This window comes from Alistipes sp. CAG:29 (assembly GCF_000435435.1).
GTDB lineage: Bacteria > Bacteroidota > Bacteroidia > Bacteroidales > Rikenellaceae > Alistipes > Alistipes onderdonkii.
Genome location: NZ_FR893449.1, coordinates 30,831 through 53,886, shown reverse-complemented (window position 1 = coordinate 53,886; position 23,056 = coordinate 30,831). Strand labels below are relative to the sequence as shown.

18 protein-coding genes are annotated in these 23,056 nt (G+C 60.6%); 10 read left to right on the top strand and 8 right to left on the bottom strand.

Annotation, left to right across the window (positions count from 1 at the left end; genetic code table 11):
- The 10 genes from QVP03_RS05080 to QVP03_RS05035 all read left to right on the top strand — a co-directional run.
- Nucleotides 1-402 (top strand): ATP-grasp domain-containing protein (locus QVP03_RS05080; protein WP_288210651.1); only part of this gene is annotated, 402 nt, incomplete at its 5' end.
- A 16-nt stretch (nt 403-418) separates the two neighbouring features.
- Nucleotides 419-4,126 (top strand): phosphoribosylformylglycinamidine synthase, encoded by a 3,708-nt coding sequence (locus QVP03_RS05075; protein WP_022332484.1) that lies wholly within the window; start codon nt 419-421, stop codon nt 4,124-4,126.
- A 30-nt stretch (nt 4,127-4,156) separates the two neighbouring features.
- Nucleotides 4,157-4,873 (top strand): phosphoribosylaminoimidazolesuccinocarboxamide synthase, encoded by a 717-nt coding sequence (gene purC / locus QVP03_RS05070; RefSeq protein ID WP_022332483.1) that lies wholly within the window; start codon nt 4,157-4,159, stop codon nt 4,871-4,873.
- On the top strand, nt 4,873-6,294 hold the full coding sequence (purF, locus tag QVP03_RS05065; protein ID WP_022332482.1) for an amidophosphoribosyltransferase: 1,422 nt from the start codon (nt 4,873-4,875) through the stop codon (nt 6,292-6,294). Before purC ends, purF begins: the two co-directional genes overlap by 1 nt.
- A gap of 25 nt (nt 6,295-6,319) precedes the next feature.
- Complete coding sequence (purM, locus tag QVP03_RS05060; protein ID WP_022332481.1) at nt 6,320-7,345, top strand: phosphoribosylformylglycinamidine cyclo-ligase; 1,026 nt, start codon at nt 6,320-6,322, stop codon at nt 7,343-7,345.
- Between the two features lie 4 nt (nt 7,346-7,349).
- Nucleotides 7,350-7,913 (top strand): phosphoribosylglycinamide formyltransferase, encoded by a 564-nt coding sequence (gene purN, locus QVP03_RS05055; protein WP_022332480.1) that lies wholly within the window; start codon nt 7,350-7,352, stop codon nt 7,911-7,913.
- 7 nt (nt 7,914-7,920) lie between these two features.
- Nucleotides 7,921-9,450, top strand: coding sequence for a bifunctional phosphoribosylaminoimidazolecarboxamide formyltransferase/IMP cyclohydrolase (gene purH / locus QVP03_RS05050; protein ID WP_018695110.1), 1,530 nt, complete (start codon nt 7,921-7,923; stop codon nt 9,448-9,450).
- 271 nt (nt 9,451-9,721) lie between these two features.
- Nucleotides 9,722-10,969 (top strand): phosphoribosylamine--glycine ligase, encoded by a 1,248-nt coding sequence (gene purD / locus QVP03_RS05045; protein ID WP_022332479.1) that lies wholly within the window; start codon nt 9,722-9,724, stop codon nt 10,967-10,969.
- A 13-nt stretch (nt 10,970-10,982) separates the two neighbouring features.
- Nucleotides 10,983-11,837 carry a bifunctional methylenetetrahydrofolate dehydrogenase/methenyltetrahydrofolate cyclohydrolase FolD gene (folD, locus tag QVP03_RS05040; protein ID WP_032136050.1) on the top strand — a complete coding sequence of 285 codons (855 nt, stop codon included), beginning with the start codon at nt 10,983-10,985 and terminating at the stop codon, nt 11,835-11,837.
- A gap of 603 nt (nt 11,838-12,440) precedes the next feature.
- Nucleotides 12,441-13,163 carry a fimbrillin family protein gene (locus QVP03_RS05035; RefSeq protein ID WP_278809209.1) on the top strand — a complete coding sequence of 241 codons (723 nt, stop codon included), beginning with the start codon at nt 12,441-12,443 and terminating at the stop codon, nt 13,161-13,163.
- Between the two features lie 111 nt (nt 13,164-13,274).
- Here QVP03_RS05035 and QVP03_RS05030 read toward each other — a convergent pair whose 3' ends face one another.
- The 8 genes from QVP03_RS05030 to QVP03_RS04995 all read right to left on the bottom strand — a co-directional run bounded on the left by QVP03_RS05030 (nt 13,275) and on the right by QVP03_RS04995 (nt 23,009).
- Entirely contained in the window at nt 13,275-14,657 is a 1,383-nt protein-coding gene (locus QVP03_RS05030; RefSeq protein WP_022332475.1) for a GNAT family N-acetyltransferase, read from the bottom strand.
- Nucleotides 14,650-16,551, bottom strand: coding sequence for an LTA synthase family protein (locus QVP03_RS05025; protein WP_022332474.1), 1,902 nt, complete (start codon nt 16,549-16,551; stop codon nt 14,650-14,652). Before QVP03_RS05025 ends, QVP03_RS05030 begins: the two co-directional genes overlap by 8 nt.
- 46 nt (nt 16,552-16,597) lie before the next feature.
- Nucleotides 16,598-17,452 (bottom strand): carboxylating nicotinate-nucleotide diphosphorylase, encoded by an 855-nt coding sequence (nadC, locus tag QVP03_RS05020; protein ID WP_022332473.1) that lies wholly within the window; start codon nt 17,450-17,452, stop codon nt 16,598-16,600.
- Nucleotides 17,453-17,476: 24 nt separating this feature from the next.
- Nucleotides 17,477-17,989, bottom strand: a complete 513-nt coding sequence (locus tag QVP03_RS05015; protein ID WP_022332472.1) for a hypothetical protein — start codon at nt 17,987-17,989, stop codon at nt 17,477-17,479.
- Nucleotides 17,990-18,002: 13 nt separating this feature from the next.
- Nucleotides 18,003-20,504, bottom strand: a complete 2,502-nt coding sequence (locus QVP03_RS05010) for a TonB-dependent receptor (RefSeq protein ID WP_022332471.1) — start codon at nt 20,502-20,504, stop codon at nt 18,003-18,005.
- 74 nt (nt 20,505-20,578) lie between these two features.
- Complete coding sequence (locus QVP03_RS05005; RefSeq protein WP_022332470.1) at nt 20,579-21,166, bottom strand: helix-turn-helix transcriptional regulator; 588 nt, start codon at nt 21,164-21,166, stop codon at nt 20,579-20,581.
- A 4-nt stretch (nt 21,167-21,170) separates the two neighbouring features.
- Nucleotides 21,171-21,644 carry a 23S rRNA (pseudouridine(1915)-N(3))-methyltransferase RlmH gene (gene rlmH, locus QVP03_RS05000; RefSeq protein WP_022332469.1) on the bottom strand — a complete coding sequence of 158 codons (474 nt, stop codon included), beginning with the start codon at nt 21,642-21,644 and terminating at the stop codon, nt 21,171-21,173.
- 3 nt (nt 21,645-21,647) lie between these two features.
- On the bottom strand, nt 21,648-23,009 hold the full coding sequence (locus QVP03_RS04995; RefSeq protein WP_022332468.1) for a glycoside hydrolase family 2 TIM barrel-domain containing protein: 1,362 nt from the start codon (nt 23,007-23,009) through the stop codon (nt 21,648-21,650).
- Between the last annotated feature and the right edge of the window lie 47 nt (nt 23,010-23,056).

Here is a 23,056-nt window from a genome sequence, read left to right as displayed (position 1 = left end):
GAGCGGTTCATGAAATCCTGCCGCTACCGCGGGATCCTCGCCATCGAGTTCTTCATCCGCGACGGGGAGTTCTATTTCAACGAAATGGCGCCGCGGCCCCACAATTCGGGGCACTATACCATCGAGGGGTGCACGACCAACCAGTTCCGCGAGCTGGTGCGCTTCCTGCTGGGCGAACCGTTGCAGGAGCCGCAGCTCGTGGCGCCGACCGTGATGAAGAATATCCTGGGGCAGGATCTCGAAGCGGCCGAGAGAATCGCCGCCGAAAACCGCCCGGGTGTCCATGTCCACCTTTACGGCAAGACCGAGAGCCGTCCGAAGCGCAAGATGGGGCATATCACCTTCGTCGGGATGGACGCCGGGGAATACGGTGCCGCGTGGGCCGACAGATTCGTAAAATAAGTGCAAACGAAATAACATGGAAAACTACCGGATTTTTGTTGAGAAACATCCCCGTTTCCGGGTCGAGGCCGACAGCCTGCGCCGGGAGCTGAACACCAATCTGAACCTGGACATCCGCAGTCTGCAGTTGCTCAACGTCTACGACCTGTTCGGGTTCAGCCGAGAGCTGCTCGAAAAGAGCCGTTACAGCGTCTTCGGCGAAGTGGTAACCGACAGCGTGACCGATTCGTGCGACCTGGCGGGACGGAAATACATCGCCGTGGAGTACCTCCCCGGCCAGTTCGACCAACGTGCCGCGTCGGCCGTCGACTGCGTGCGGCTGATCGACCCGTCGGCCCAGGTGCGCATCCGCTCGTCGAAGCTGTTGCTGTTCGACGATGCCGTTTCCGACGAAGACCTGGCGCGCATCCGCCATTACTATATCAACGCGGTCGAGTCGCGTGAGAAGAATCTGGACGTGCTGACCGACATGGAACAGGCCGAGGTGAAGCCCGTCGCCGTGCTGGAAGGCTTCACCAAGATGACCGACGCCGAACTGGAACCCTGCTGCAAGCGGTACGGGCTGGCGATGAATGCCGACGACCTGCGCGAGGTGGTGAAATATTTCCGTGCCGAGGGGCGCGATCCCTATGAGACCGAGCTGCGCATCCTCGACACCTATTGGAGCGACCATTGCCGCCATACGACCTTCACCACCGAGCTGGAGGGCATCACGGTCGAGGAATCGTTCGTAAAGGACGAGATCGAGGATTCGCTGGCCCTCTACCTGCGCATCCGCCGCGAACTGGGGCGCGAGCACAAGAGCATCTGCCTGATGGACATGGCGACCATCGGCGCCCGCTACCTGCGCAAGAAAGGGCTGCTGGACGACCTGGAAGTGAGCGACGAGAACAACGCCTGCTCGGTATACGTCGATGTCGATGTCGACGGGGCGACCGAGAAGTGGCTCCTGCAATTCAAGAACGAAACCCATAACCACCCGACCGAGATCGAGCCGTTCGGCGGCGCTTCGACCTGTCTGGGCGGCGCTATCCGCGACCCGTTGTCGGGGCGCAGCTACGTCTACCAGGCCATGCGTGTAACGGGTGCCGGCAATATCTACCAGAAGGTGTCCGATACGCTCGAAGGCAAGCTCCCGCAGAGCGTCATTTCGAAGAAGGCCGCCGCGGGCTACTCCAGTTACGGCAATCAGATCGGGCTGGCAACGACCCATGTGCGCGAGATTTACCACGACGACTATGTGGCCAAGCGCCTCGAAGTCGGTGCCGTGGTCGGTGCCGTGAAGGCTGAAAACGTCCGCCGCGAAAAACCCGTCCCGGGCGACAAGATTGTCATGCTGGGTGGCCGCACGGGGCGTGACGGTATCGGCGGCGCCACGGGTTCGTCGAAAGAGCACAATACTAAGTCGCTCGAAACCTGCGGCAGCGAGGTGCAGAAGGGCAATGCCCCCGAGGAGCGCAAACTCGAACGCCTGTTCCGCCGCCCCGAGGTGACGCGGCTCATCAAGAAATCGAACGACTTCGGCGCCGGCGGCGTCAGCGTCGCCATCGGCGAGCTGGCCGACGGGCTGGATATTTATCTCGACCGCGTGAAGACCAAGTACAGCGGCCTGAATTCCACGGAACTGGCGATCAGCGAGTCGCAGGAGCGCATGGCCGTAGTCGTCGAGGCGAAAGACGTCGCCCGGTTCATGGAATACTGCCGCGAGGAGAATATCGAGGCGGTCGAGGTGGCCGACGTGACGGATACGGCCCGTATGCGGATGTTCAACAAAGGGCGCAAAGTCGTAGACCTCGCGCGTGAATTCATCGACAGCGCCGGGGCGAAGCACTATGCCGAAGCCATGATCGGTGAGGTGGAGAACCGCGATCCCTTTGCCCGTGAGGTCGTGGGCGCGACGTTTGCCGAACGCTTCGAGGAGAACCTGCGCGACAACAATGTCGTCTCGCAGCGCGGCCTGATCGAAATGTTCGATTCGACGATCGGCCGTTCCACCGTGCTGATGCCGTTCGGCGGCCGCACGCAGGGCAGCGAAACGCAGGTGTCGGTGCAGAAACTCCCGACCGACGGTTACACCGACACGGCCAGCATCATGGCCTTCGGCTACAATCCCTACCTGGCCTCGTGGAGCCCTTACCACGGTGCTGCGTATGCCGTCGTCGAAGCTGCTGCCAAGGTCGTGGCTGCGGGCGCGCGTTATGACAGGATGCGTTACTCATACCAGGAATATTTCGAACGCATGACCCGCGATCCCCGCTCGTGGGGCAAGCCGCTGGGTGCCCTGCTCGGTGCGCTGAAGATGCAGGTCGAACTGGGCCTGCCCTCGATCGGCGGCAAGGACTCGATGTCGGGCACGTTCCAGCATATCAACGTCCCGCCCATGCTGATGGCCTTCGGCATCACGACGGTGAATGCCGGGACGGTCATTTCGACCGATTTCAAGAAGGCCGGCAACCGTATCTACCTGGTGCGCCATACGCCCAGGGAGAACCATATGCCCGACACGGCGCAGCTGAAGGACAACTTCGGCTTTGTCAGCGAAAATATCGAACGCGGCAATATCCTCGCCGCATGGTCGGTGGGCTTCGGAGGTGTCGCCGAAGGTCTTGCCAAGATGGCTTTCGGCAACCGCATCGGCGCCGAGGTGGAGATGGACGAGGCGGAACTCTTCGGATACGCCTATGGTTCGATCCTTGTCGAGAGCGCCGTCGAACTGACCCATCCTGCGGCCGGGCTGCTGGGTATGACCGCAGCCGAAGGGGCGTTGACCGTCAACGGCGTGAAAATGCCGCTCGACGCCCTCTACAAGGCCAATACCGAGAAATTCGCGGCCGTTTACCCCGACAAGGGGGAGAACCATGCCGGGGTGATGACCTCGGAGCCCGCACCCCGGACTTTCGCCTATCGGGGCGAAGCCGTCGAACATCCGCTGGTCTATATCCCCGTGTTCCCGGGCACCAACTGCGACTACGACACGGCCAAAGCATTCCGCAAGGCCGGGGCCGAGGTCGAAATGAGCGTGTTGTGCAACCTCGGGGGCGACGACATCCTGCGTTCGATCCGCGAAATGAAGGAACATATCCGCCGCGCCCATATCTTCGTGCTGAGCGGCGGCTTCTCGTCGGGCGACGAACCCGACGGCAGCGCCAAGTTTATCGTCAACGTACTCAACAATAAGGATATACGCGATGAAATCCATGCGTTGCTCGACCGCGGAGGGCTGATCCTCGGCATCTGCAACGGTTTCCAGGCGCTCGTCAAATCCGGCCTGCTGCCTTACGGCCGCCTGGGCATGGTGACCAAGGATTCGCCGACGCTGTTCCGCCACGACATCACCCGCCATATTTCGCAGATCGTCTCGACGCGCGTCTCGACGCTCAACTCCCCGTGGCTCGCGGGCTTTGGCCTGGGCGACATCCACTCGATCGCTGTCAGCCACGGCGAAGGCAAGTTCGTCGTGAGCGAAGAACTTGCCCGGGAGCTGTTCGCCAACGGGCAGGTGGCCTTCCAGTATGTCGATCCCGAAGGGCGTGCGACGGCCGAGGCGCCGTACAACCCCAACGGTTCGTCGTATGCCATCGAGGGCCTGGTGTCGCGTGACGGCCAGATCCTCGGCAAGATGGGGCATACGGAGCGTTACGAGAAAAACCTCTTCAAAAATATCGCAGGCGAGAAGGAGCAGTCGCTGTTCCGCAATGCCGTCGACTATTTCCGCAAAAATTAGTACAATATAAAACTTAAACTCACAAACACCATGAAACAGCTCGAAATGCTCTACGAAGGCAAGGCAAAACAGGTTTTCCGCACCGACGATCCCGACAAGATCATCATCCACTACAAGGATGCGGCAACGGCTTTCAACAACATCAAGAAAGCCACGATCGAAAACAAGGGCGTGCTGAACAACGCCATCTCGACCCTGATTTTCAAGGAGCTTCAGAAGTCGGGTGTCAAGACCCACTATATCGAGACGATCAACGACCGCGACCAGGTGTGCCGCCGGGTGACGATCATCCCGCTGGAGGTGATCGTGCGCAATGTCATCGCCGGTTCGATGGCCCAGCGCCTCGGTATCGAGGAGGGTACGCAGCCGTCGAACGTCATCTACGACATCTGCTACAAGAAGGACGAGCTGGGCGACCCGCTGATCAACGACCACCACGCCGTGGCATTGGGTGCCGTGACCTACGAGGAACTCGAACTGATCTACGCCATGACCTCGCGTATCAACGAGATCCTGCGCAACCTTTTCGCCAAGATGAACATCAAACTCGTGGACTTCAAGATCGAGTTCGGCCGTACGTCGGACGGGGAGATCGTGCTCGCCGACGAGGTGTCGCCCGACACCTGCCGCCTGTGGGACATGACGACCAACGAGAAACTCGACAAAGACCGTTTCCGTCGTGACCTGGGCAAGGTGCGCGAGGCTTACGAGGAGATTTTGGCACGTTTGCAGAAAATCGTCGGGTAATGGTGATGGGGCAGATTAGCGACCGCGAGTTGCATGAGGAGTGCGGGGTGTTCGGCGTCTTCGGAGTCAAGGACGCAGCGTCGCTGACCTACTATGGCCTGCATGCCTTGCAGCACCGCGGACAGGAGGGTGCCGGTATCGTGACCGTCGACCGGGACGCGACGTTCCGCCGCATCAAGGGCGGCGGCCTGGTGACCGAGGTGTTCGGCGAGGGAAACCTCTCGACGCTCAAGGGCGACATGGCCATCGGGCATGTGCGCTATCCCACCGCCGGCGGTGGTGGCATCGAGAACGTGCAACCGTTCCTTTTCCGCCACAACACGGGCGATTTCGCGCTGGCGCACAACGGCAATATCGTCAATTCGGCGCTGCTGCGTATTTACCTCGAGAACAAGGGGAGCCTGTTCCAGTCGACCTCGGACAGCGAAATCCTGGCGCACCTGATCAAGAAGGAGACCAAGTATCACGACCGTCCGCGCATCTATTCGATCATCGACGCGCTGAACATGATCGAGGGGGCTTTTGCATTCCTGATCATGACCGCCAATCGCATCTATGCCTGCCGTGACAAATACGGCCTGCGGCCGCTGTCGATCGGCCGGCTGGGCGACGGTTATGTCGTGTCGAGCGAAACCTGTGCCTTCGACGTGCTGGGTGCGGAGTTCGTCCGCGACGTCGAGCCGGGCGAGATCGTCACGATCGACAGCGAGGGCATCCGGAGCCGCGATTTCTCGCAGTATAAGCGTTGCGAGATGTGCTCGATGGAGTATATCTACTTTGCACGTCCCGACAGTGACATCGAAGGGTGCAACGTCCATGCCTACCGCAAGGAGTCGGGGCGCCTGCTCTTCGGCGAGGCGCCTGCCGAGGCGGACATCGTGGTCGGGGTTCCCGACTCGAGCCTCAGCGCCGCGATGGGCTATGCCGAGGCGAGCGGCCTGCCGTATGAAATGGGGCTTATCAAGAACAAGTACATCGGCCGTACGTTCATCCAGCCTTCGCAGGAGCTGCGCGAGAAAGGGGTGCGCATGAAGCTCTCGGCCGTGCGGACGATCGTCAAGGGCAAGCGCGTGGTGCTGGTCGACGATTCGATCGTGCGCGGTACGACCTCGCGCCGCATCGTCACGATGCTCAAGGAGGCGGGGGCCACCGAGGTGCACGTGCGCATTGCCAGTCCCCCGATGACGCACCCCTGCTTCTACGGGGTGGATACCTCGACCCGCGACGAGCTGATCTCGGCGCGCAAGGAGGTGGACGGTGTCCGCGAGGAGATATGCGCCGATTCGCTGGCGTTCCTGTCGCCCGGGGCGCTGCTCAGGGCGGGGAACCGCAAGGATTTGTGCATGGCCTGCTTCACGGGGCACTATCCCACGGCGTTGTACCAGTCGGTCGATGAGGTGAACAAAGACGTAAAATGTTAAGGACTACTTTAAAAGGAAGATTATAATGGCACAGAGTTATGAGAAGGCCGGTGTGAACCTCGAGGCTGGATACGAAGTGGTGCGGCGCATCAAGAAACACGTGGCATCGACCTCGCGCCTGGGCGTGATGGGCAATATCGGTGCATTCGGAGGCATGTTCGACCTCTCGGCGCTGAACGTGAAGGAGCCGGTGCTGGTGAGCGGTACCGACGGCGTGGGCACGAAGCTCAAGCTGGCGTTCGAGATGGACAAGCACGACACGATCGGCGTCGATGCCGTGGCCATGTGCGTCAACGACGTGCTGGCGCAGGGTGCCGAGCCGCTGGTGTTCCTCGACTATGTCGCCGTAGGCCATAACGAACCCCAGAAGATCGAGGCCATCGTGAGCGGTGTTGCCGACGGCTGCCGCCAGGCGGGTTGTGCGCTGGTCGGCGGCGAGACGGCCGAAATGCCGGGCATGTACTCCGAGGGCGAGTACGACATCGCCGGTTTCACGGTCGGCGTGGTCGAGAAATCGAAGCTCATCGACGGATCGAAGGTCAGGGCCGGCGATGTGCTGGTGGGCATCGCCTCGAGCGGCGTGCACTCCAACGGCTTCAGCCTCGTGCGTAAGATCCTTGCGGATAACTGCCTGGATCTGCACAAGGTCTATCCCGAGTTGTCGAACAAACTGCTGGGCGAAGTGCTGCTCACCCCGACGAAGATCTACGTGAAGCAGGTGCTCGAAGTGATCCGCAGCTGCGACGTACACGGCATCAGCCATATCACGGGCGGAGGTTTCGACGAAAATATCCCCCGCATCCTGCACGGAGGGCAGGGGCTCGAAATCGAGGAGGGCACTTGGGAGATCCTGCCCGTGTTCCGCTTCCTCGAGAAATACGGCAAGGTGGCGCACCGCGAGATGTTCAACATCTTCAACATGGGCATCGGCATGGTCATCGCCCTCGATGCGTCGCAGGCGGGGAAAGCCATCGCCATCCTTGCGGAGCAGGGCGAGAAGGCGGCCGTCATCGGACGCGTCACGGACACCGAGGGTGTCGTAATCCGCTAAGGCCGTGCGACGCCTTGCGGTCTTTGCCAGCGGCAGCGGCACGAACTTCGAGGCCATCGCCACGGCCTGCGAGCGGGGGGAGATCCCGGCCCGGGTGGTGCTGATGGTCTGCGACAAACCCGGCGCCGGGGTCGTGCAGCGGGCTGCGGGGCACGGGGTCGAGGCATTCGTATTCGCCCCGAAAGAGTATGCCTCGAAGGCCGACTACGAGCGCGAGATCGTGCGGCGGCTCGACGAAGCCGGCGTGGAGCTGGTCTGCCTGGCGGGGTACATGCGCATCGTCGGCGATGTGCTGCTGGGGGCTTACGGCGGGCGGATCGTCAACATCCATCCTTCGCTGCTGCCGGCATTCCGCGGGGCGCATGCCATCGAACAGGCGCTGGAATACGGCGTCAAGGTCTTTGGTGTGACGATCCACTATGTCGATGCGACGCTCGACGGCGGGAAGATCATCTCCCAGCGGGCGTTCGGATACGACGGCGACGACATCGCCGAGCTGGAAGCCCGGATTCATGCGGTGGAATATCCGCTTTATATAGAAACGATTAATAAATTATTAAAGGAATAATAACGATATGCGTGCATTAATCAGTGTCAGCGACAAAACGGGTGTCGTTGATTTCGCCAAGGGCCTGCGTGCCCTGGGCTGGGAGGTGATCGCCACGGGCGGCACGATGAAACTGCTGGCCGACAGCGGGGTGGAAGTAATCAACATCAGCGACGTGACGGGCTTTCCCGAGATCTGCGACGGCCGCGTCAAGACCCTGCACCCCAACGTGCACGGCGGCCTGCTGGCGCGACGCGACGATCCCGAACACCTGAAAGCCCTGAAAGATAACAATATCGAATTTATCGACATGGTCTGCGTGAACCTCTACCCGTTCCGCCAGACCATTGCCAAACCCGATGTGAAGATGGAGGACGCCATCGAGAACATCGACATCGGCGGCCCTTCGATGCTGCGTTCGGCCGCCAAGAACTGGGCCGACGTCACGGTGGTCTGCGACCCTGCGGACTATGACTTGATTTTGAACGAGATCCGCACTGCCGGCAATACCGAAAAGGCTACGCGCCTGAAACTTTCCGCCAAGGCATACACCCATACGGCCGAGTACGATGCGATGATCGCGGCCTATATGCGTGCACAGGCCGGGCTTAACGAGAAGCTGTTCCTCGAATTCGACCTCGTGCAGTCGCTGCGCTACGGGGAGAATCCCCACCAGTCGGCCAAGTTCTACCGCGAGCAGACGAAGGTTCCCTATTCGCTGGCTTTCGCCCGTCAGCTCAACGGCAAGGAGTTGTCGTACAACAATATCCAGGATGCCAATGCCGCGCTGTGCATCGTCCGCGAGTTCGATGAGCCGTTCTGCGTGGGGCTCAAACACATGAATCCCTGCGGTGCTGCCGTCGGCAAGGATGTCGTGGATGCCTGGACGAAGGCTTACGAGGCCGACAAGGTGTCGATCTTCGGGGGTATCGTCGCCACGAACCGCACCGTAACGCGCGAGGCGGCCGAGTTGATGAAACCGATCTTCCTCGAGATCATCATGGCGCCGAAATTCGACGAAGGGGCGCTCGAAGTGCTCTGCACGAAGAAAAACCTGCGGCTGCTGGAGGTCGATATGCAGCAGGGGGCCGTCGACCCCAAGCAATATGTCAGCGTCAACGGCGGCCTGCTGGTGCAGGATCTCGACGTGGCGACGAAAACCGTCACGGCCGATATGTGCGTGACGAAGGCAAAACCCGCCGCGGCACAGATGGACGACCTGAATTTCGGCTGGCATATCGTCAAGCACGTCAAGTCGAACGCCATCGTCGCCGTCAGGGACGGCCGTACGCTGGGCGTGGGCGCCGGGCAGATGAACCGCATCGGCTCGGCCGAGATCGCACTCCGGCAGGCGCATGCCGCCGGCGTTACCGAAGGACTGGTGCTGGCTTCGGACGGCTTCTTCCCCTTTGACGACTGCGTGACGCTGGCTGCCGAATACGGCGTGACGGCCATCGTGCAGCCGGGCGGTTCGGTACGTGACGAGGACTCGATCCGGAAGGCCGACGAGAAGGGTATCGCCATGGTATTCACGGGCGAGCGCCATTTCAAACATTGATTTTCGATTATCGCGGCACCTTTCGTCTCGCCGTGCCCGCTTCGGGCGGGAAACAGGATGCTTGTGCCCCGCCCGAACCGGATTTCGCCAAGGTGAAATCCGCTTCCGTGGCGATCGGAAATCGGACGGTATAAATAAAAACTTTTGCCGCTGCGACAAGCCTCTCCCGAGGGAGGGGCTTGGGGAGAGTGCCGGACTTGTGGTCGGCAGCAGGCCGTGCATACATCGTCCGGCGGCATAACGGCGGTGGAAACTGTTAATTCGTATTCGTATGAAAGTTTTGGTTATTGGCGGCGGTGGCCGTGAACATGCAATTGTGGATGCGCTGTCGCGCTCGCCCCAGGTGGAGAAGATATTTTGCGCCCCCGGCAATGCGGGTATTGCGGCGCAGGCCGAGTGCGTGGCTATCCGCGAGACGGAGGTGGAGCGGCTGCGCGATTTTGCGGCGCAGAACGGGATCTGCCTTACGGTCGTCGGCCCCGAGGTGGCGTTGGCGGCGGGTGTGGTCGATGCGTTCAAGGCCGCCGGGCTGCGGGCTTTCGGCCCTACGAAGGCTGCCGCGCGTATCGAGTCGAGCAAGGAGTTCGCCAAAGATCTGATGGCCAAATACGCCATTCCGACGGCCGGTTACCGGGCCTTCACCGATTATGCCGCGGCGATGGACTATGTCGCTTCGCGTCCGCTGCCTGCCGTGCTGAAATACGACGGGCTGGCCGCGGGCAAGGGCGTGGTGATCGCCGAGACGATGGAGGAGGCCGACGCCGCCCTGAAGGACATGTTGCTCGACGACAAATTCGGCGCGGGCAAGGTCGTCGTCGAGGATTTCCTCACGGGGCCTGAATTTTCGTTCATGTGCTTCGTCTCCGGGCATAAGGTATGGCCGATGGTGCTGGCGCAGGATCACAAGCGGGCATTCGACGGCGACAAGGGGCCCAATACGGGCGGTATGGGCGCATATTCGCCCCTGCCGTTCATTACGGCCGAGGACGAACGCTATGCGCTCGAGAAGGTGTTGCAACCGACCGCCGACGCGATGGTCGCCGAGGGCTGCCCGTTCGAAGGCGTGCTTTACGGCGGCCTGATGAAGACCCCGCAAGGGATCAAGGTCATCGAATTCAACGCCCGTTTCGGCGACCCCGAAACCGAGGTCGTGCTGCCGCGCCTGAAAAGCGACATCGTGGATATCTTCTGCGCTGTGGCCGACGGCGGCGATACGCAGCTCGTATGGCACGATTTCGCCACGCTCGGCATCGTGCTCGCCTCGAAAGGCTATCCCGGAGCCTATGAAAAGGGCTGCGAGATCAAGGGGCTCGACCGGGTGGAAGGCGCCCTTTACCACATGGGGACGAAGACCGACGGCAGCCGCATCCTCACCTCGGGCGGCCGCGTGCTGTTCGTCGTGGGCAAAGGGGCCACGCTGGCCGAGGCACGCGCCAATGCGCTGCGGGATGTCGCACGCATCGGATGCGACAACCTCTTCCACCGCACCGACATCGGACATTGGGCATTTGAAAAATAGTTATATATAAGGTATGGTTATCAGCGGAAAAGAACTCTCAGCAAAACTCAAGGCCGAAATGGCCGCCGAAGTGGCTACTTTCGGCGCGAAATACGGACGCGTGCCGCATCTGGTCGTAATCCTCGTGGGCGAAGACCCGGGCAGCGTCTCCTATGTGACGGGCAAGGCCAAGGCCTCGGCCGAAGTCGGCATCCGCAATACGACGATCCGCAAGCCGGAGTCGGTCTGCGAGGCCGAGTTGCTCGGCATCATCGCCGACCTGAATGCCGACGAAGGCGTCGACGGAATCCTGGTGCAGCTGCCCCTGCCCAAGCATATCGACGAGGACAAGGTGATCGCCGCGATCGACAAGGGGAAGGATGTCGACGGCTTCCATCCCCTCAATGTGGCGGCTTTGTGGCAGAAACAGCCCTGTACGCTGCCCTGTACGCCGAAAGGTATCCTCAAGATGCTGCGGGCTGCGGGCGTGGAGATCGCCGGCAAGGAGGCCGTGGTGATCGGCCGCAGCAATATCGTCGGGCTTCCCGTCTCGAAATTGCTGTTGGATGCCAATGCCACCGTGACCATGGCGCACAGCCGTACGCGTAACCTGGGCGAGGTGACGCGCCGCGCCGACATCCTGGTCGTGGCGATCGGCCGCCCGAAGTTCGTAACGGCGGATATGGTGCGTGACGGTGCCGTGGTGATCGACGTGGGGGTCAACCGCGATCCCGAAACCGGCAAGCTGTGCGGTGACGTCGATTTCGCTGCTATCGAGCCCAAGGCGTCGGTCATCACCCCTGTTCCCGGCGGCGTGGGGCCGATGACGATCTGCTGCCTGATGGAGAATACGATCGAGTGCTTCCTGCGGCGTATCGCACGGAAATAGCCCCGAATCGCCTGACCCGGGCGTTGTTCGCCTCCGGGCTCTCCCCCGCAAAACCCGAAGTTTTCACTTCGGGTTTTTTAGTGCCTTGCCTTTTTCCGGCCTTTGCCGTTGGGGAGGGCGGTTTTTCTGCGGCCTGCTTCGAGCAATGCATGTCCGGTATTTTGCCGGGTTCAGGCGCCTTTTCCGTCGATTTTTAGGAAGCTGTAATCATATCCGCCCACAAGATATATTAAGTAGCTCGATATGGTATACAAAAATGCTTTTTATGTATGCTTCTGCGGTTCATATGGTACAATGTGATGGTTTTTATTTAACTTTGAATGTCATTAAAGAGCGAAATTGTGTGTTGCGAAGTAAACAATTATGTGTTATGTAAATGATTTCGTTCTGTAAGAGAGGATAATTGGGGCTGTCGGTTGAATTCGTTTGAGCGGGTTGCAGGCCGTCCAAAAAATGTATAACAATTTAATAAACTATCTAAATGAAACTTTTTTACTATGCCGCTGCCGCTGCAGCCATGACTTCGGCCGTTTTCTGTTCTTGCGATAAACAGGACGAAGTTACCCCCCCCAGCCTGAAATCGCGCCTGTACATTTCGTAGGTGTGACGACACTCGATGTTGTTACGCGTGCCGAGGCGAAACCGTACGCAGCCGATTTCAATGTTTTTATTCCCGGCGTTACCGCTGCAACGAAACTGGTGAAATATAGTGCCGATGCATGGACTGTCGAGGGCGATCCTATTTTGGTGGATCGTACGGGCGGTACGCTGGTGGCATGGGCGCCTGCGGCTTTGGCCGTGACTACTTCTGCTAGTGGTGCCGAATATACGCTGACGGCGCAAAAGGATGCGGCCGCACAGGATTTGATCTACCAGCACCAGTCTGTCAATGCTGCCAATGCGGGAGCTGTCGCCGTTGAGATGGGGCACGCCTATTCCAAACTCTCATTTCTGGCAACGGCCGGCAATGGATACACAGGTGCTGCCAATCTCACCCAGGTACAGATTACCGGTGGAATCTATGCGACCGGCACGCTTAACATGGTAGACGGCAAGGTGGATCCGGTCGGAACGGCGACGCTTACCCTGGCCGCCGGCGAAAAGGCGCTTGTAATACCTATGGCCGGTCAGCCTACCATTGCCGTGACCTGCACGATCGACGGCAAAGAATTCACAGCAAACATTAAGGCCGATACCATGCCGTCGCTGCTGGCTGGCGTGGAGTACGAAATTACGTTGACGGTTGTCGGTCAGGAGGCCGTGATTTCTTCGGTGAAAGAAGTCCCCTGGACTACGACCAAGGTGGACGGCGGAACCATATTCTGACGACTTTAGGTGACGATATGCAAAACGGAAAGCCGCAGACTGTAAAGTCTGCGGCTTTCTTATCGCGGGAACGATAGCGCACTTCCTGCTGTGGCGGAATATGCGGGGCTGCTACTTGTTCGCGTAGTTGCAGTGCAGTGCCTCGGGCAGCGGAGCCCCGGGGGCTCGCCGCCAGACCATGGCCCTGTCTTTCGAGGCGTCGCCCGTCCCGAAATCGAAGCCGTCTTGCGATGAGAATGTCACCGGGACGGTGCCTTCGAAGCCGTATTTTGCATAGAACCCGTGCAGCCACTCCTCGCTCGGGATCAGGAAGGCCGCCTCGTCGCCCTGCTCGCCGATGAGCCGCATCGCTTCGCGCATCAGCTTGCCGGCCAGTCCCCGGCGGCGGAATTCGGGCGCTGTCGCTACGCCGTAGATGTAGGTCGACCGTCCCAGCTCGCTCTCGAACGGCACGAGGTGGAGCATGGCCGCCGTACGCCCTTCGCATTCGGCCGTCAGCATCCTGCGGCGGCTGTAATAGCGCATCAGGAACGAGTCGACGAACTGTTCGTCGTCGCCGAATGCAGCCGTCCACAGCTCCTTGCAGGCGATTTCATCCGGGTGCAGGTGGATGGCCGCATATTTGTGCTGGATGACGGCGGGGTGGTAGGAGAGCTTCGACTGGCGCAACCCGTCGATCCCGAGGTCTTCCTCGCGGTTTATCATCGTGAAACGCGCGGGAAGGTGCTGTGCGAAGAGTTTGTTGATGATCGTGAAGGCGCCGTCGTAGTCGGTGTCCGCCTTCTCGACATGCGTGTCGAACGTATGGTCGTTGACCGCCGAACCGTATGTGAACGCGATCAGCCTGTCGCCCACGTAGATACAGCCGCCGAGCATTTCCAGTTCTTCGAAATGTTCGAAAGCCCGCTGCATGGCCCGCTGTTCGGCGCACAGCTCCGAGGTGTGCCCTTCGTGGGCCCGGCGCCATTCGCGTTCGAGCTGCATGCACTCCCCGAACCGCTCGCGCGTGAGTTGCTCGTACCGGAAACCGGGGTACTCCGCCATGAAACGGTTGATGTGGTTGCGTTTGGGCTGGTATTTGCGTCCCGTGAGGTTGCGCAGGTCGTCGGCGTTGTAAACGTAATCTTCCATCCCGCGGTCGGATTCGAACGCGAACAGCCCGGCGTGCATGTTGCGAACCATCTCGCGCCCCTCGTCCGTAAGGCCGATGATGCGCAGCCGCTGGCCGTGCGCATGGGCATCTTCGCGCAGGGCGGGGATGATCCGGGCGAAATCCCCTTCGCCGACGGGTTGCATGTACCCGATCTTCTCCCCGCCCCCGATCTGGAAGCGGATCACCAGGAAGCCGTCGATCTCGGCCCAGGCACTGCGATACATCGCCTGCCAGCAGTACATGTTGGCGAATGCAAGGTCGCAGTTATAGATGCCCGAGGGCATGGTATAGCGCTCGATGGTCTGTTTATCCTCGAGGCGCACGGGTTTGAATTCAATCATGGACGATGTAACTCTTTTTTTCTGCGTGGGAATAGTATTGCTGGACAAGGGCGCGGAAGTCCTGCAGGAGGGAGTCCCCGGCGCTTGACGCCGCCGGTGTCTCCTGCGCGTCGTCGAAGCGGATCGTGCCGTCGTTCGTCACGGCCTGGAACGCCCCGTCCCAGCTCACCGACCATTGCGGTCGCTGCGGTTCGTTCAGCACGTCGCGCCCGAATGCGAAATAGGGCTCCCTGTTGCCCAGCAGCCCCAGGAGCGTGGGCATGATGTCGAGCTGCTGCACGACTTCGCTGACCTCGCCCCGCAAGGCGCCGTCGGGGGTATACATGAAGCCGATGATATGGTAGTTGCCCGGATAGCTGCGGGTTTGGGCGGCGAATTTTTCGGAGGACACATGGTCGGCTACGAATACGAAGAGCGTGCGGCGGAACCATTCTTCGCTTCCGAAGCGCTCGAAGAAGAGCCGGAAGGCGTTGTCGTCGTAGGCCACGCCCTTGTGTATCTTCGTGTATCCGTCCGGGAGTTTGTCTTCGTATTGTGCCGGGACGACGAACGGGTGGTGCGACGAGAGGGTGAACAGCGTGGCGAAGAAAGGTTCCGGCATCTGGGAGAGCTCCTCGCCCGTGAATTGCAGGAACGGTTCGTCCCAAATGCCCCAGTACTCGTCGAAATCGCCTTTGCCGTACTTCGCCTCGTAGTCCTCGCGGCTGACGAGCCGTTCGACGCCTGCCGAGCGGGCGTAAGCCCCGAATCCCATCGAGCCGTATTCCGAGCCGCAGAAGAATGCCGTCGAATAACCCTGGTCGCGGAGCATGGCCGGCAACTGCCGGCTTTCACCGAGCGATTGCGGCATCAGTACGAACGGCGTCCGGAACGAAGGGATGCTGCCCAGCACCGAGGGCATGGCCTGTATCGAGCGCGTGCCGTTGGCATACATGCGTTTGAAACAGAGGCCGCCGCGCATCAGCGAGTCGAGGAACGGCGTGAAGCCCTTGGTTTCCCGCCCGGCATAAACCTCCGGCATCAGGTAGGCCGAATGCTCGGCTGACATGCTCTCCATGATGAAGACCATGACGTTGCGCCCTGTCAGGTTCACCGCCGCGCTGTCCGCGGGCTGGTGTACGGGCGTGAAATGCTGCGGCAGCTCTTCGGGGGTGAAATATTTTTTGTAATTGACGCTTCCCGCGCTGCCGATCGTCCGCAGGATGCAGAACGGGTTGCTCAGGATGAGGTTCGCCTTGCCGCTGTCGTCGGTATAGAGGGTGGCGTTCGAAAGGGTGATCGGCCGTGTCATGCGGGTCATGCCGCCGCGCATACCTGCGATCGAGAGCCCTGCGCCTGCGGTGAAGATCACCGTACTTCCGACGTAGTAGGCCCAGCCGCGGCTCAGCAGGCTTTCCTCGCGCACCTTGCGGCCGTAACCCCATGCCAGCAGCGCCACGAGGGCTGCGGCGACGAGTACCAGGTACCAGTTTTCAGCCATGAACTTACCGACGAGCTGCACCGAATTGCTGTTGTCGGCAAAGAAGATTTCATCGGCGGTGAACCGTTTCTGCGTGTACCGGAAATAGACGCAGTCGGACATGTTGACAGCCACGACCAGCACGGCGTTCACTGCGACGTAGTACCAGTACATCAGTTTGCGGTACCAGCCGCGTTCGCGCACATGCAGGGGCAGCAACGCCAGCAGGATGAATACCCCGTTGGCATAGATGACCGATGCCGTGTCGAACTTGAGCGCCCCGGCGAGCAGCTGCCACAACTCACCCCGGCCGATCGTCCCCAGCAACTGCGTATTGTAGAGATAGAAAACCGCGCGGCAGAGCATCAGTACCGCATAGAGCAGTACGATGCGCCGTAGTAACAGGGCCAGCGGGGTATGGAGCAGGCGTTTCATGGATTAACCGTTGTCCGGACGATTCTGTGACGACAGCGCGTCCTGATTATTCGCAGGCCTTGAGCGACATGTCGAGCGACTTGATCTGGTGCGTCAGGGCACCGACCGAGATGAAGTCGACGCCGCATTCGGCGTAGTCGCGCATCGTCGAGAGCGTGATGCCGCCGCTCGATTCGGTCTCGCAGCGGCCTGCGACTTTCTGCACGGCCTCGCGGGTCATTGCGGGCGTGAAATTGTCGAACATGATGCGGTCGACGCCGCCCGCGGCGAACACCTCGTCGATGTCCTCCAGCGAACGTACTTCGCACTCGATGGGAATATCCTTGCCCTTGGCCCGGAGGTACTCGCGGGCGCCGTGGATGGCTTTGCGGATGCCGCCCGCGAAGTCGATGTGGTTGTCCTTCAGCAGGATCATGTCGAAAAGTCCCATGCGGTGGTTCTCGCCGCCGCCGATCTTCACGGCCATCTTGTCCAGCACGCGCATGCCGGGCGTGGTCTTGCGCGTGTCGAGCACCCGGGTATGCAGCCCTGCGAGGCGGTCGACGTAAACGGCGGTCTGCGTAGCCACGCCGCTCATGCGCTGCATGATGTTGAGGATGATGCGTTCGGCCTGCAGCAGCGAGCGCAGGCGTCCCGAGACGTAGAACGCCACGTCGCCGGGCTTCACGCGGTCGCCGTCGCTGAGTACCTGCTCGAATTCCATCTCCGGGTCGAGACGGTGGAATACGACCTGCGCGATCTCGATGCCGGCGATGATTCCCTCCTGCTTGCACAGCAGGCGCATGCGGCCGTGTTCGTCGGAGGGGATGCACGAGAGCGACGTGTGGTCGCCGTCGCCGATGTCCTCCTTGATGCAGAGCTCGATGAGCTCGTCTACGAATGGTTTGTATTCTGCCTTCATATCGTTACGTTTTTCGGTGCAAAGTTACAAAAGAATCGTTCCCTTGTACACGGCCTTGTGGTCGAGTGTCTCGTCGCCCACGGGAATCTTCGCGTTGCGGCAGGTGAAGATCACCTCCAGGACGCCGTTGGCGAGCCTGCCGGTGAACATCGGGATTGCGAATCCCTTGCCGGTTTGCGGGTCGTAATACGGTTTGCCGCCGATGTAGGGGATGATCGGATCGGCCGTGCTCGTTAGTTCGTAGATGCCGTCGCCGTCCGAGTCCTCGTATTTCAGTTCGGGGATAACGATATTGAGTGACATCGGCATGGACTGCGCGAAACGCACGTTGTACATCGTGAGCTTGAATAGGCCGCTGTTGTCTTCCGTAAGTTCGAAACTTATGTTGTTTGTCACAAAGGGTGTCGCCGACGGGGTCTGGTTGCTGGTAATGGTGAGCGTGCCCCCGAAAGTGGCTGTCTGCCGGTTATCGTTGTCGTCTTCGGTGTTGCATGCCGCACAGGCCGCGAGGGCGAGCAGGATAAGGAGTTTTTTCATTGTTTTATTGTCGTTATAGGTTAATATTCAGTGTTATGCCGAATGTCCTGGGACGTCCGCGCTGTACGAATTCGTTGCCGATGGACTTGAAATAAAATACGTTGTAACCCGCGTCCGCGAGGTTGCGCCCCCATATGTCGACCGAATAGTGTTTCTGTTCGAAACGCAGGGAGGCTTCGACCAGCGCATAAAATGGCTGCGAGAGCGAATTCTCCTCGTTCCACCAGATGCGCCCCGCGCAGCGGACACCGGCCTGCAGGACGATATTTCCGAGCCACTGCACCCCCGTGGGGATCGTCCACGCCCCATTTGCGGACAGCGTATGCTGCGGCGCGTAGGGCAGGTAGTTGCCCTTGTAATCGGTTTTCCCGTCGTTATAACGGACGAATTTGGCATTTGTGTATCCATAGGCCGCATTGATGTCGAGGTTCTGCCACGGCGATACCTGCAGCGACAACTCGCCGCCGAAGCTGCGCGTGCGTCCGGCATTGGTCATCATGCGCCCGGTGGTCGTCCCTTCGGGGAAGATTGTGAGCTGCTGGTCGCGGCAGTCGATGTAGAAGAGCGCGAAATCGCCCCGCACGGCGCCTTCCATGCACGAAAAGTGCCCGCCCAATTCGTAGTTCCAACTGTATTCGGGTTCGTAGCTCACGACTTTATCCGCGTCGTAGACCGTCCCGAACCCCATTTCGTTCATCATCTTCTGCTGGAGCACGTCGGAGAACATCTGCGTGTTGAACCCGCCGGCCTTGTACCCTTTGGCCACCGAAACGTAGAGGTTGTGTATCTCGTCGAAGGCATAGAGCACCGAGAATTTCGGCAGTACTTCGGTGAAATTCCGCTTGAGCGTATTGCGGATGTCGATCGACAGGGGGTAGTGCCCCGTCGTGCCGCTCACGCGGTCGGTCGCCGTGTAGCCGGTCTGCGTGGAGCTGCGGTAGCGCAGGCGGGTGTGCTCGTAGTCGAAGCGCAGGCCCGCGGTGAAGCGCCAGCGTCCGGCCGTGTAGTTCGATTCGTGGTAGAGCGCTCCGCCTGCCGAGGGGTTGCGGAAGCGGCTGCCCAGCAGCAACTCGTCGTTGTCCCATGCGTCGTAGGTGTATTGCGGGTCGTGTTCGTTGGCGTTGCTGAGTATCAGCTCCTCGATGCCGGTCTGCTTGAAATGCACCGGGGCGTTCATCACGCCGTGGCGGTAGAATCCGAATGCGCCCAGCAGCCAGCGGTACGCCCCCCGTTCGTGCGAGCGGAATACAATGTCCTCGGTGAGAGTGTGTTCCGTACGCGCCTGTTTGAGCGTGAAATACGAAAGGGGCAGGAAATCCTGGTCGAGGATCATCTCGTCGTCGGAATACTGGTAGCTGGTGATCGAGGCCACCGAGAAACTGCCGGCGTCGTAGCGCACCGTGAGCCCGTCGCTGAGGGTCGTGCGGCGGTAGGAGCACGGGTCGTTGTAGCGTATCTCGCCCGGGCGGATGACCGTCTGCCCGTCGTGCACGATCTCCTCGCCGACGTAGGCATAGGGATACCCGCCCTGTTCGAGCACCGAGAAGGAAAGCGTATTGTCGATCCGCAATCCCGCACGGTTGCGCCACTGCGCCTTCCAGCGTCCGCCGCCCATCCGCTCCCAGTCGCATTTTTCGCCCGTTGCGAGGTTCTCGAAGAATCCGCCCGTATGCGTGTAATAGCCCGTCACGGCCATGCCCAGGTCGGGGTTTATCCTGTAATAGGACGAAGCCCTGAACCGGTAGCTGTCGCCGCTGCCGTATTCGGCGCTCAGGCGGACACCCTCGTATGCGAGCGGCGAGAGCGTGTATACGTTGATGACGCCGCCCATCGTGTTGCGCCCGTAGAGCGTCGACTGCGGGCCCCGCAGCACTTCGATGCGCTCTGCGTCGGCCAGTTCCATGTCGTAATTGTCCTTGTTCAGCACCGGAACGTTGTCGATGTTGAGCCCCATGACCGGCTGGTCGATCCGTGCCCCGAGCCCGCGGACGTAGATCGACGAGGTCATGCGCGACCCGTAGTCGGGGACGTAGAAGTTGGGGACGTTCTGCGAGAGGTTTTTCAGGGCGTCGACATGCCCCCGTTCGATGGCGCGGCTGCCGACGATGGCTGCCGCCACGGGCTGCGAGCGCAGCACCATGCCCTGTTTGATGGCCGTTACCTGTACCTTGTCCACCACGATCACCGTGTCGACGCCCGCGGGGTCGGCCTCGCCCGCGTCTGTGGTCGCTTCGGCTGTCGAATTGTCTTCGGTCGCCGGGTATTTCCCGAACGTGGCCTGCCCTGCGTTTCCTGCTTGTCCCCCGATTCCCGCGGAGCCTCCGTTTACGGCCTGTCCTGCGGTTGTCGCCTGCTCTGCCGCCCCGGCCTGTACTTCCGTTTCCGCCTGTCCTTGGGCAGCCGCACGTACCGCCGCGGTTTCCGCTGCCGGGAGTGGCGCAGACGAATGCCTCCCCGCGGCAGCCGACAGGAGCGGCAGCAGCAGGAGTGCTATGAACAGTTGTTTGCGGTGCACGATAAGACGTTTAATTCAACTGCAAAGTAACGGAATTATTTCGGAAGCTGCAATCCTAATTTGTGAGGAGGCGCTCAGAGTTCGTCGCCCGCGACATATCCGGCCGTCATGGCGTAGATTGCCAGCCCGGCCACCGAGCGAATGCCCAGCTTTTCCATGATGTTGCGGCGGTGGGAGATGACCGTCGTCAGCCCGATTTGCAGGCGGTCGGCGATCTCCTTGTTCATATAGCCCCGGGCGATGAGGGCCAGTACCTCGGCTTCGCGTCCCGAGAGCTGTGCGATTGCGGGGTGAGCGGCGCCTGCGATGTCGTGCTCGTGGTGGTGCGCCCCGTGGTGCATACGCAGGATATCGCGTACGACGGTCTCTTCGCTGGTGCAGACGTCGATTCTGTGCATGTCCGCATAGGCCGGCTGCGGCTGCCCGTTGCAAAGCAGGATCGTCTTGTGGCGCAGCGGGCGGAAATACGAACTGTGCGTGACGAACAGCTGTGCCGCGACGAAGAAGTGGAAGAACCGTTCCGGGGTTGCCTGCGCGAATGTTTCGAAATCGCCGAAAAGCTCCACGTCGGCCATCGGGATGATCTTTTCCAGGATGGCTTTCAGCCCGACGCCCATCAGGACGTTGGGGGCTACGACGGCTATGGCGGGGCGCTGCTGCATCGTTCTATTCGTGGTGGTAGGGTTCGTTGTTGAGGATGGTGAAGGCCCGGTATATCTGTTCGGCGAAGATCGCCCGCACGATCTGGTGCGAGAAGGTCATGCGCGAGAGCGACAGTTTCGCATCGGCGCGCCTGTAAACCTCGTCCGAGAATCCGTAGGGGCCGCCGATCACCAGTACCAGGCGTTTCACGCCGCTGTTCATCCGTTTCTGAAGCCAGTAGGCGAATTCCACCGAGCGCATCTCCTCGCCCCGCTCGTCGAGCAGTACGACGTAGTCGCCGTCCGTTGTCTGGCGCAGGATGGCCTCGCCTTCGGCCGTACGCTGTTGTTTTACCGTGAGGTTCCTGGTGTTTCGGACGTCGGGCAGGGCCGTGACCGCGAACTTGCAGTAAAAATTCACACGCCGGGCGTACATCTCGACCAGCGCTGCGATCTCCTTCGAATCGGTTTTACCTATGACGATCAGTTCGACGGTCATTGCCTACAAATCCGAATTCCACTCGCCGTCGGCATCCGCACAGATCACCGGGCGCGACTTCTCCACCGACTTGAGCCACTCATAGGCTTTGTACATGTTGTATCCGTTGCCCGATTCGCCGCCCAGCGCGAATGCGATGACGCACGAATGGTTGCGCGAACGGTAGTACATCGCCTTCACGCGTTCGAGGTATTCGTCCGCCAGCGACGGGTCGTTCGACGGCGTGCCGCCGACCTTCCGGTCGTCACGCTTTTCGGGTGCGTTGATGTTGGCGCAGTCGATGACGTAAAGCCCCAGCTCGTCGCACAGGTCATAGAACCACCCCGGCTGCGGATAGTCGGGGCATATCGTATTATTGCCCTTGGCCTTGAGCGCTTTCAGCTCCGCGAGGGTCGTCTTGCGGTCGGCAGCGGCGTTGTACCCGGCCTTGACCAGTTTCAGCTCCTTGTCGAAGCGCGTGAGGCGCCCGTCGACGAGCTCCGTCTTGCCGAAGCCGATCTTCAGCGGCATGTATTCGCGGTAAGCCCCGTCGCGGCGCGTGAAGAGCATCACCTTGTAGAGCGGCGGGTTCTTGGCGCCCGGCTCCCACTTGTTGGCGTTGGTGCCGTAGATGAAGGGCGTGAAGCGCACGGTGTCGGTCGAACGTCCGGGAATCGTGACCTCCTGCATGTTGAACTCGAGCAGCTTGCCCTGCGGCGAGTAGATGTCGTAGCCTACGGTCACGGGTTCGTCGTAGTTGAAACCGTTCTGCGCGACGATCGCCAGCTCCAGCACGCCGAATTTGCGTGTCGAGTCGGGCACGAGCGCGATCTCGAAATCGCGGATCGAACGTTTGGTCTGCGTGTAAAGGTAACAGTTCTCGAAAGCCTTGCGCGAGGCGGGGACGGCGTTGATCCGGTCGGCGGCACTGCGGCGCAGCGTCAGCGCGATGGCGTTCTTGCCTTCGCGGATGTAGGGCGTCAATGCGAATTCGGCGGGCGTCGAAGGGTCTTCGACTTCGGCCACCTTGCTGTCGTTGACCGTGAGGGTGTAGGCCGTGCCTATGTTTTCCAGATGCAGGTAGACGACCCCGTCCGTCCACACGTAGGGTATTTCGACCACCTGCCCGACGGCAACCGCGTCGCCCGATGCGGCGAACGGTTCGGGCGTGTAGGCCATATATGCGTCGGCGCCCGCTAAGTTGCGGGCATCGGCGTCATGGCGCTTGTCGTAGGGAATGACCTCCGTGCGGTAAATGCGGCCCCCTTCGACGGGGCGGAGCGCTACCGGGGTTTCGGGTTCGGGGATCAGCAGGTCGTATGCCTCCTGCGCCCGGGCGCCTGCGGCGCAGAGGATGGCCGCCGTCAGCAGTATCGTACGTTTCATGCGTGTGTTCTTAATATAGGTTAGGCAAAGGTACTTTTTTTTTGCCA

Excerpts from the sequence above, each read along its gene's own strand:
- QVP03_RS05075 (WP_022332484.1), top strand. The coding sequence starts at position 419 with ATGGAAAACTACCGGATTTTTGTTGAGAAACATCCCCGTTTCCGGGTC.
- purC (WP_022332483.1), top strand. The coding sequence starts at position 4,157 with ATGAAACAGCTCGAAATGCTCTACGAAGGCAAGGCAAAACAGGTTTTC.
- purF (WP_022332482.1), top strand. The coding sequence starts at position 4,873 with ATGGTGATGGGGCAGATTAGCGACCGCGAGTTGCATGAGGAGTGCGGG.
- purM (WP_022332481.1), top strand. The coding sequence starts at position 6,320 with ATGGCACAGAGTTATGAGAAGGCCGGTGTGAACCTCGAGGCTGGATAC.
- purH (WP_018695110.1), top strand. The coding sequence starts at position 7,921 with ATGCGTGCATTAATCAGTGTCAGCGACAAAACGGGTGTCGTTGATTTC.
- purD (WP_022332479.1), top strand. The coding sequence starts at position 9,722 with ATGAAAGTTTTGGTTATTGGCGGCGGTGGCCGTGAACATGCAATTGTG.
- folD (WP_032136050.1), top strand. The coding sequence starts at position 10,983 with ATGGTTATCAGCGGAAAAGAACTCTCAGCAAAACTCAAGGCCGAAATG.
- QVP03_RS05030 (WP_022332475.1), bottom strand. The coding sequence starts at position 14,657 with ATGATTGAATTCAAACCCGTGCGCCTCGAGGATAAACAGACCATCGAG.
- QVP03_RS05025 (WP_022332474.1), bottom strand. The coding sequence starts at position 16,551 with ATGAAACGCCTGCTCCATACCCCGCTGGCCCTGTTACTACGGCGCATC.
- nadC (WP_022332473.1), bottom strand. The coding sequence starts at position 17,452 with ATGAAGGCAGAATACAAACCATTCGTAGACGAGCTCATCGAGCTCTGC.
- QVP03_RS05015 (WP_022332472.1), bottom strand. The coding sequence starts at position 17,989 with ATGAAAAAACTCCTTATCCTGCTCGCCCTCGCGGCCTGTGCGGCATGC.
- QVP03_RS05005 (WP_022332470.1), bottom strand. The coding sequence starts at position 21,166 with ATGCAGCAGCGCCCCGCCATAGCCGTCGTAGCCCCCAACGTCCTGATG.
- rlmH (WP_022332469.1), bottom strand. The coding sequence starts at position 21,644 with ATGACCGTCGAACTGATCGTCATAGGTAAAACCGATTCGAAGGAGATC.
- QVP03_RS04995 (WP_022332468.1), bottom strand. The coding sequence starts at position 23,009 with ATGAAACGTACGATACTGCTGACGGCGGCCATCCTCTGCGCCGCAGGC.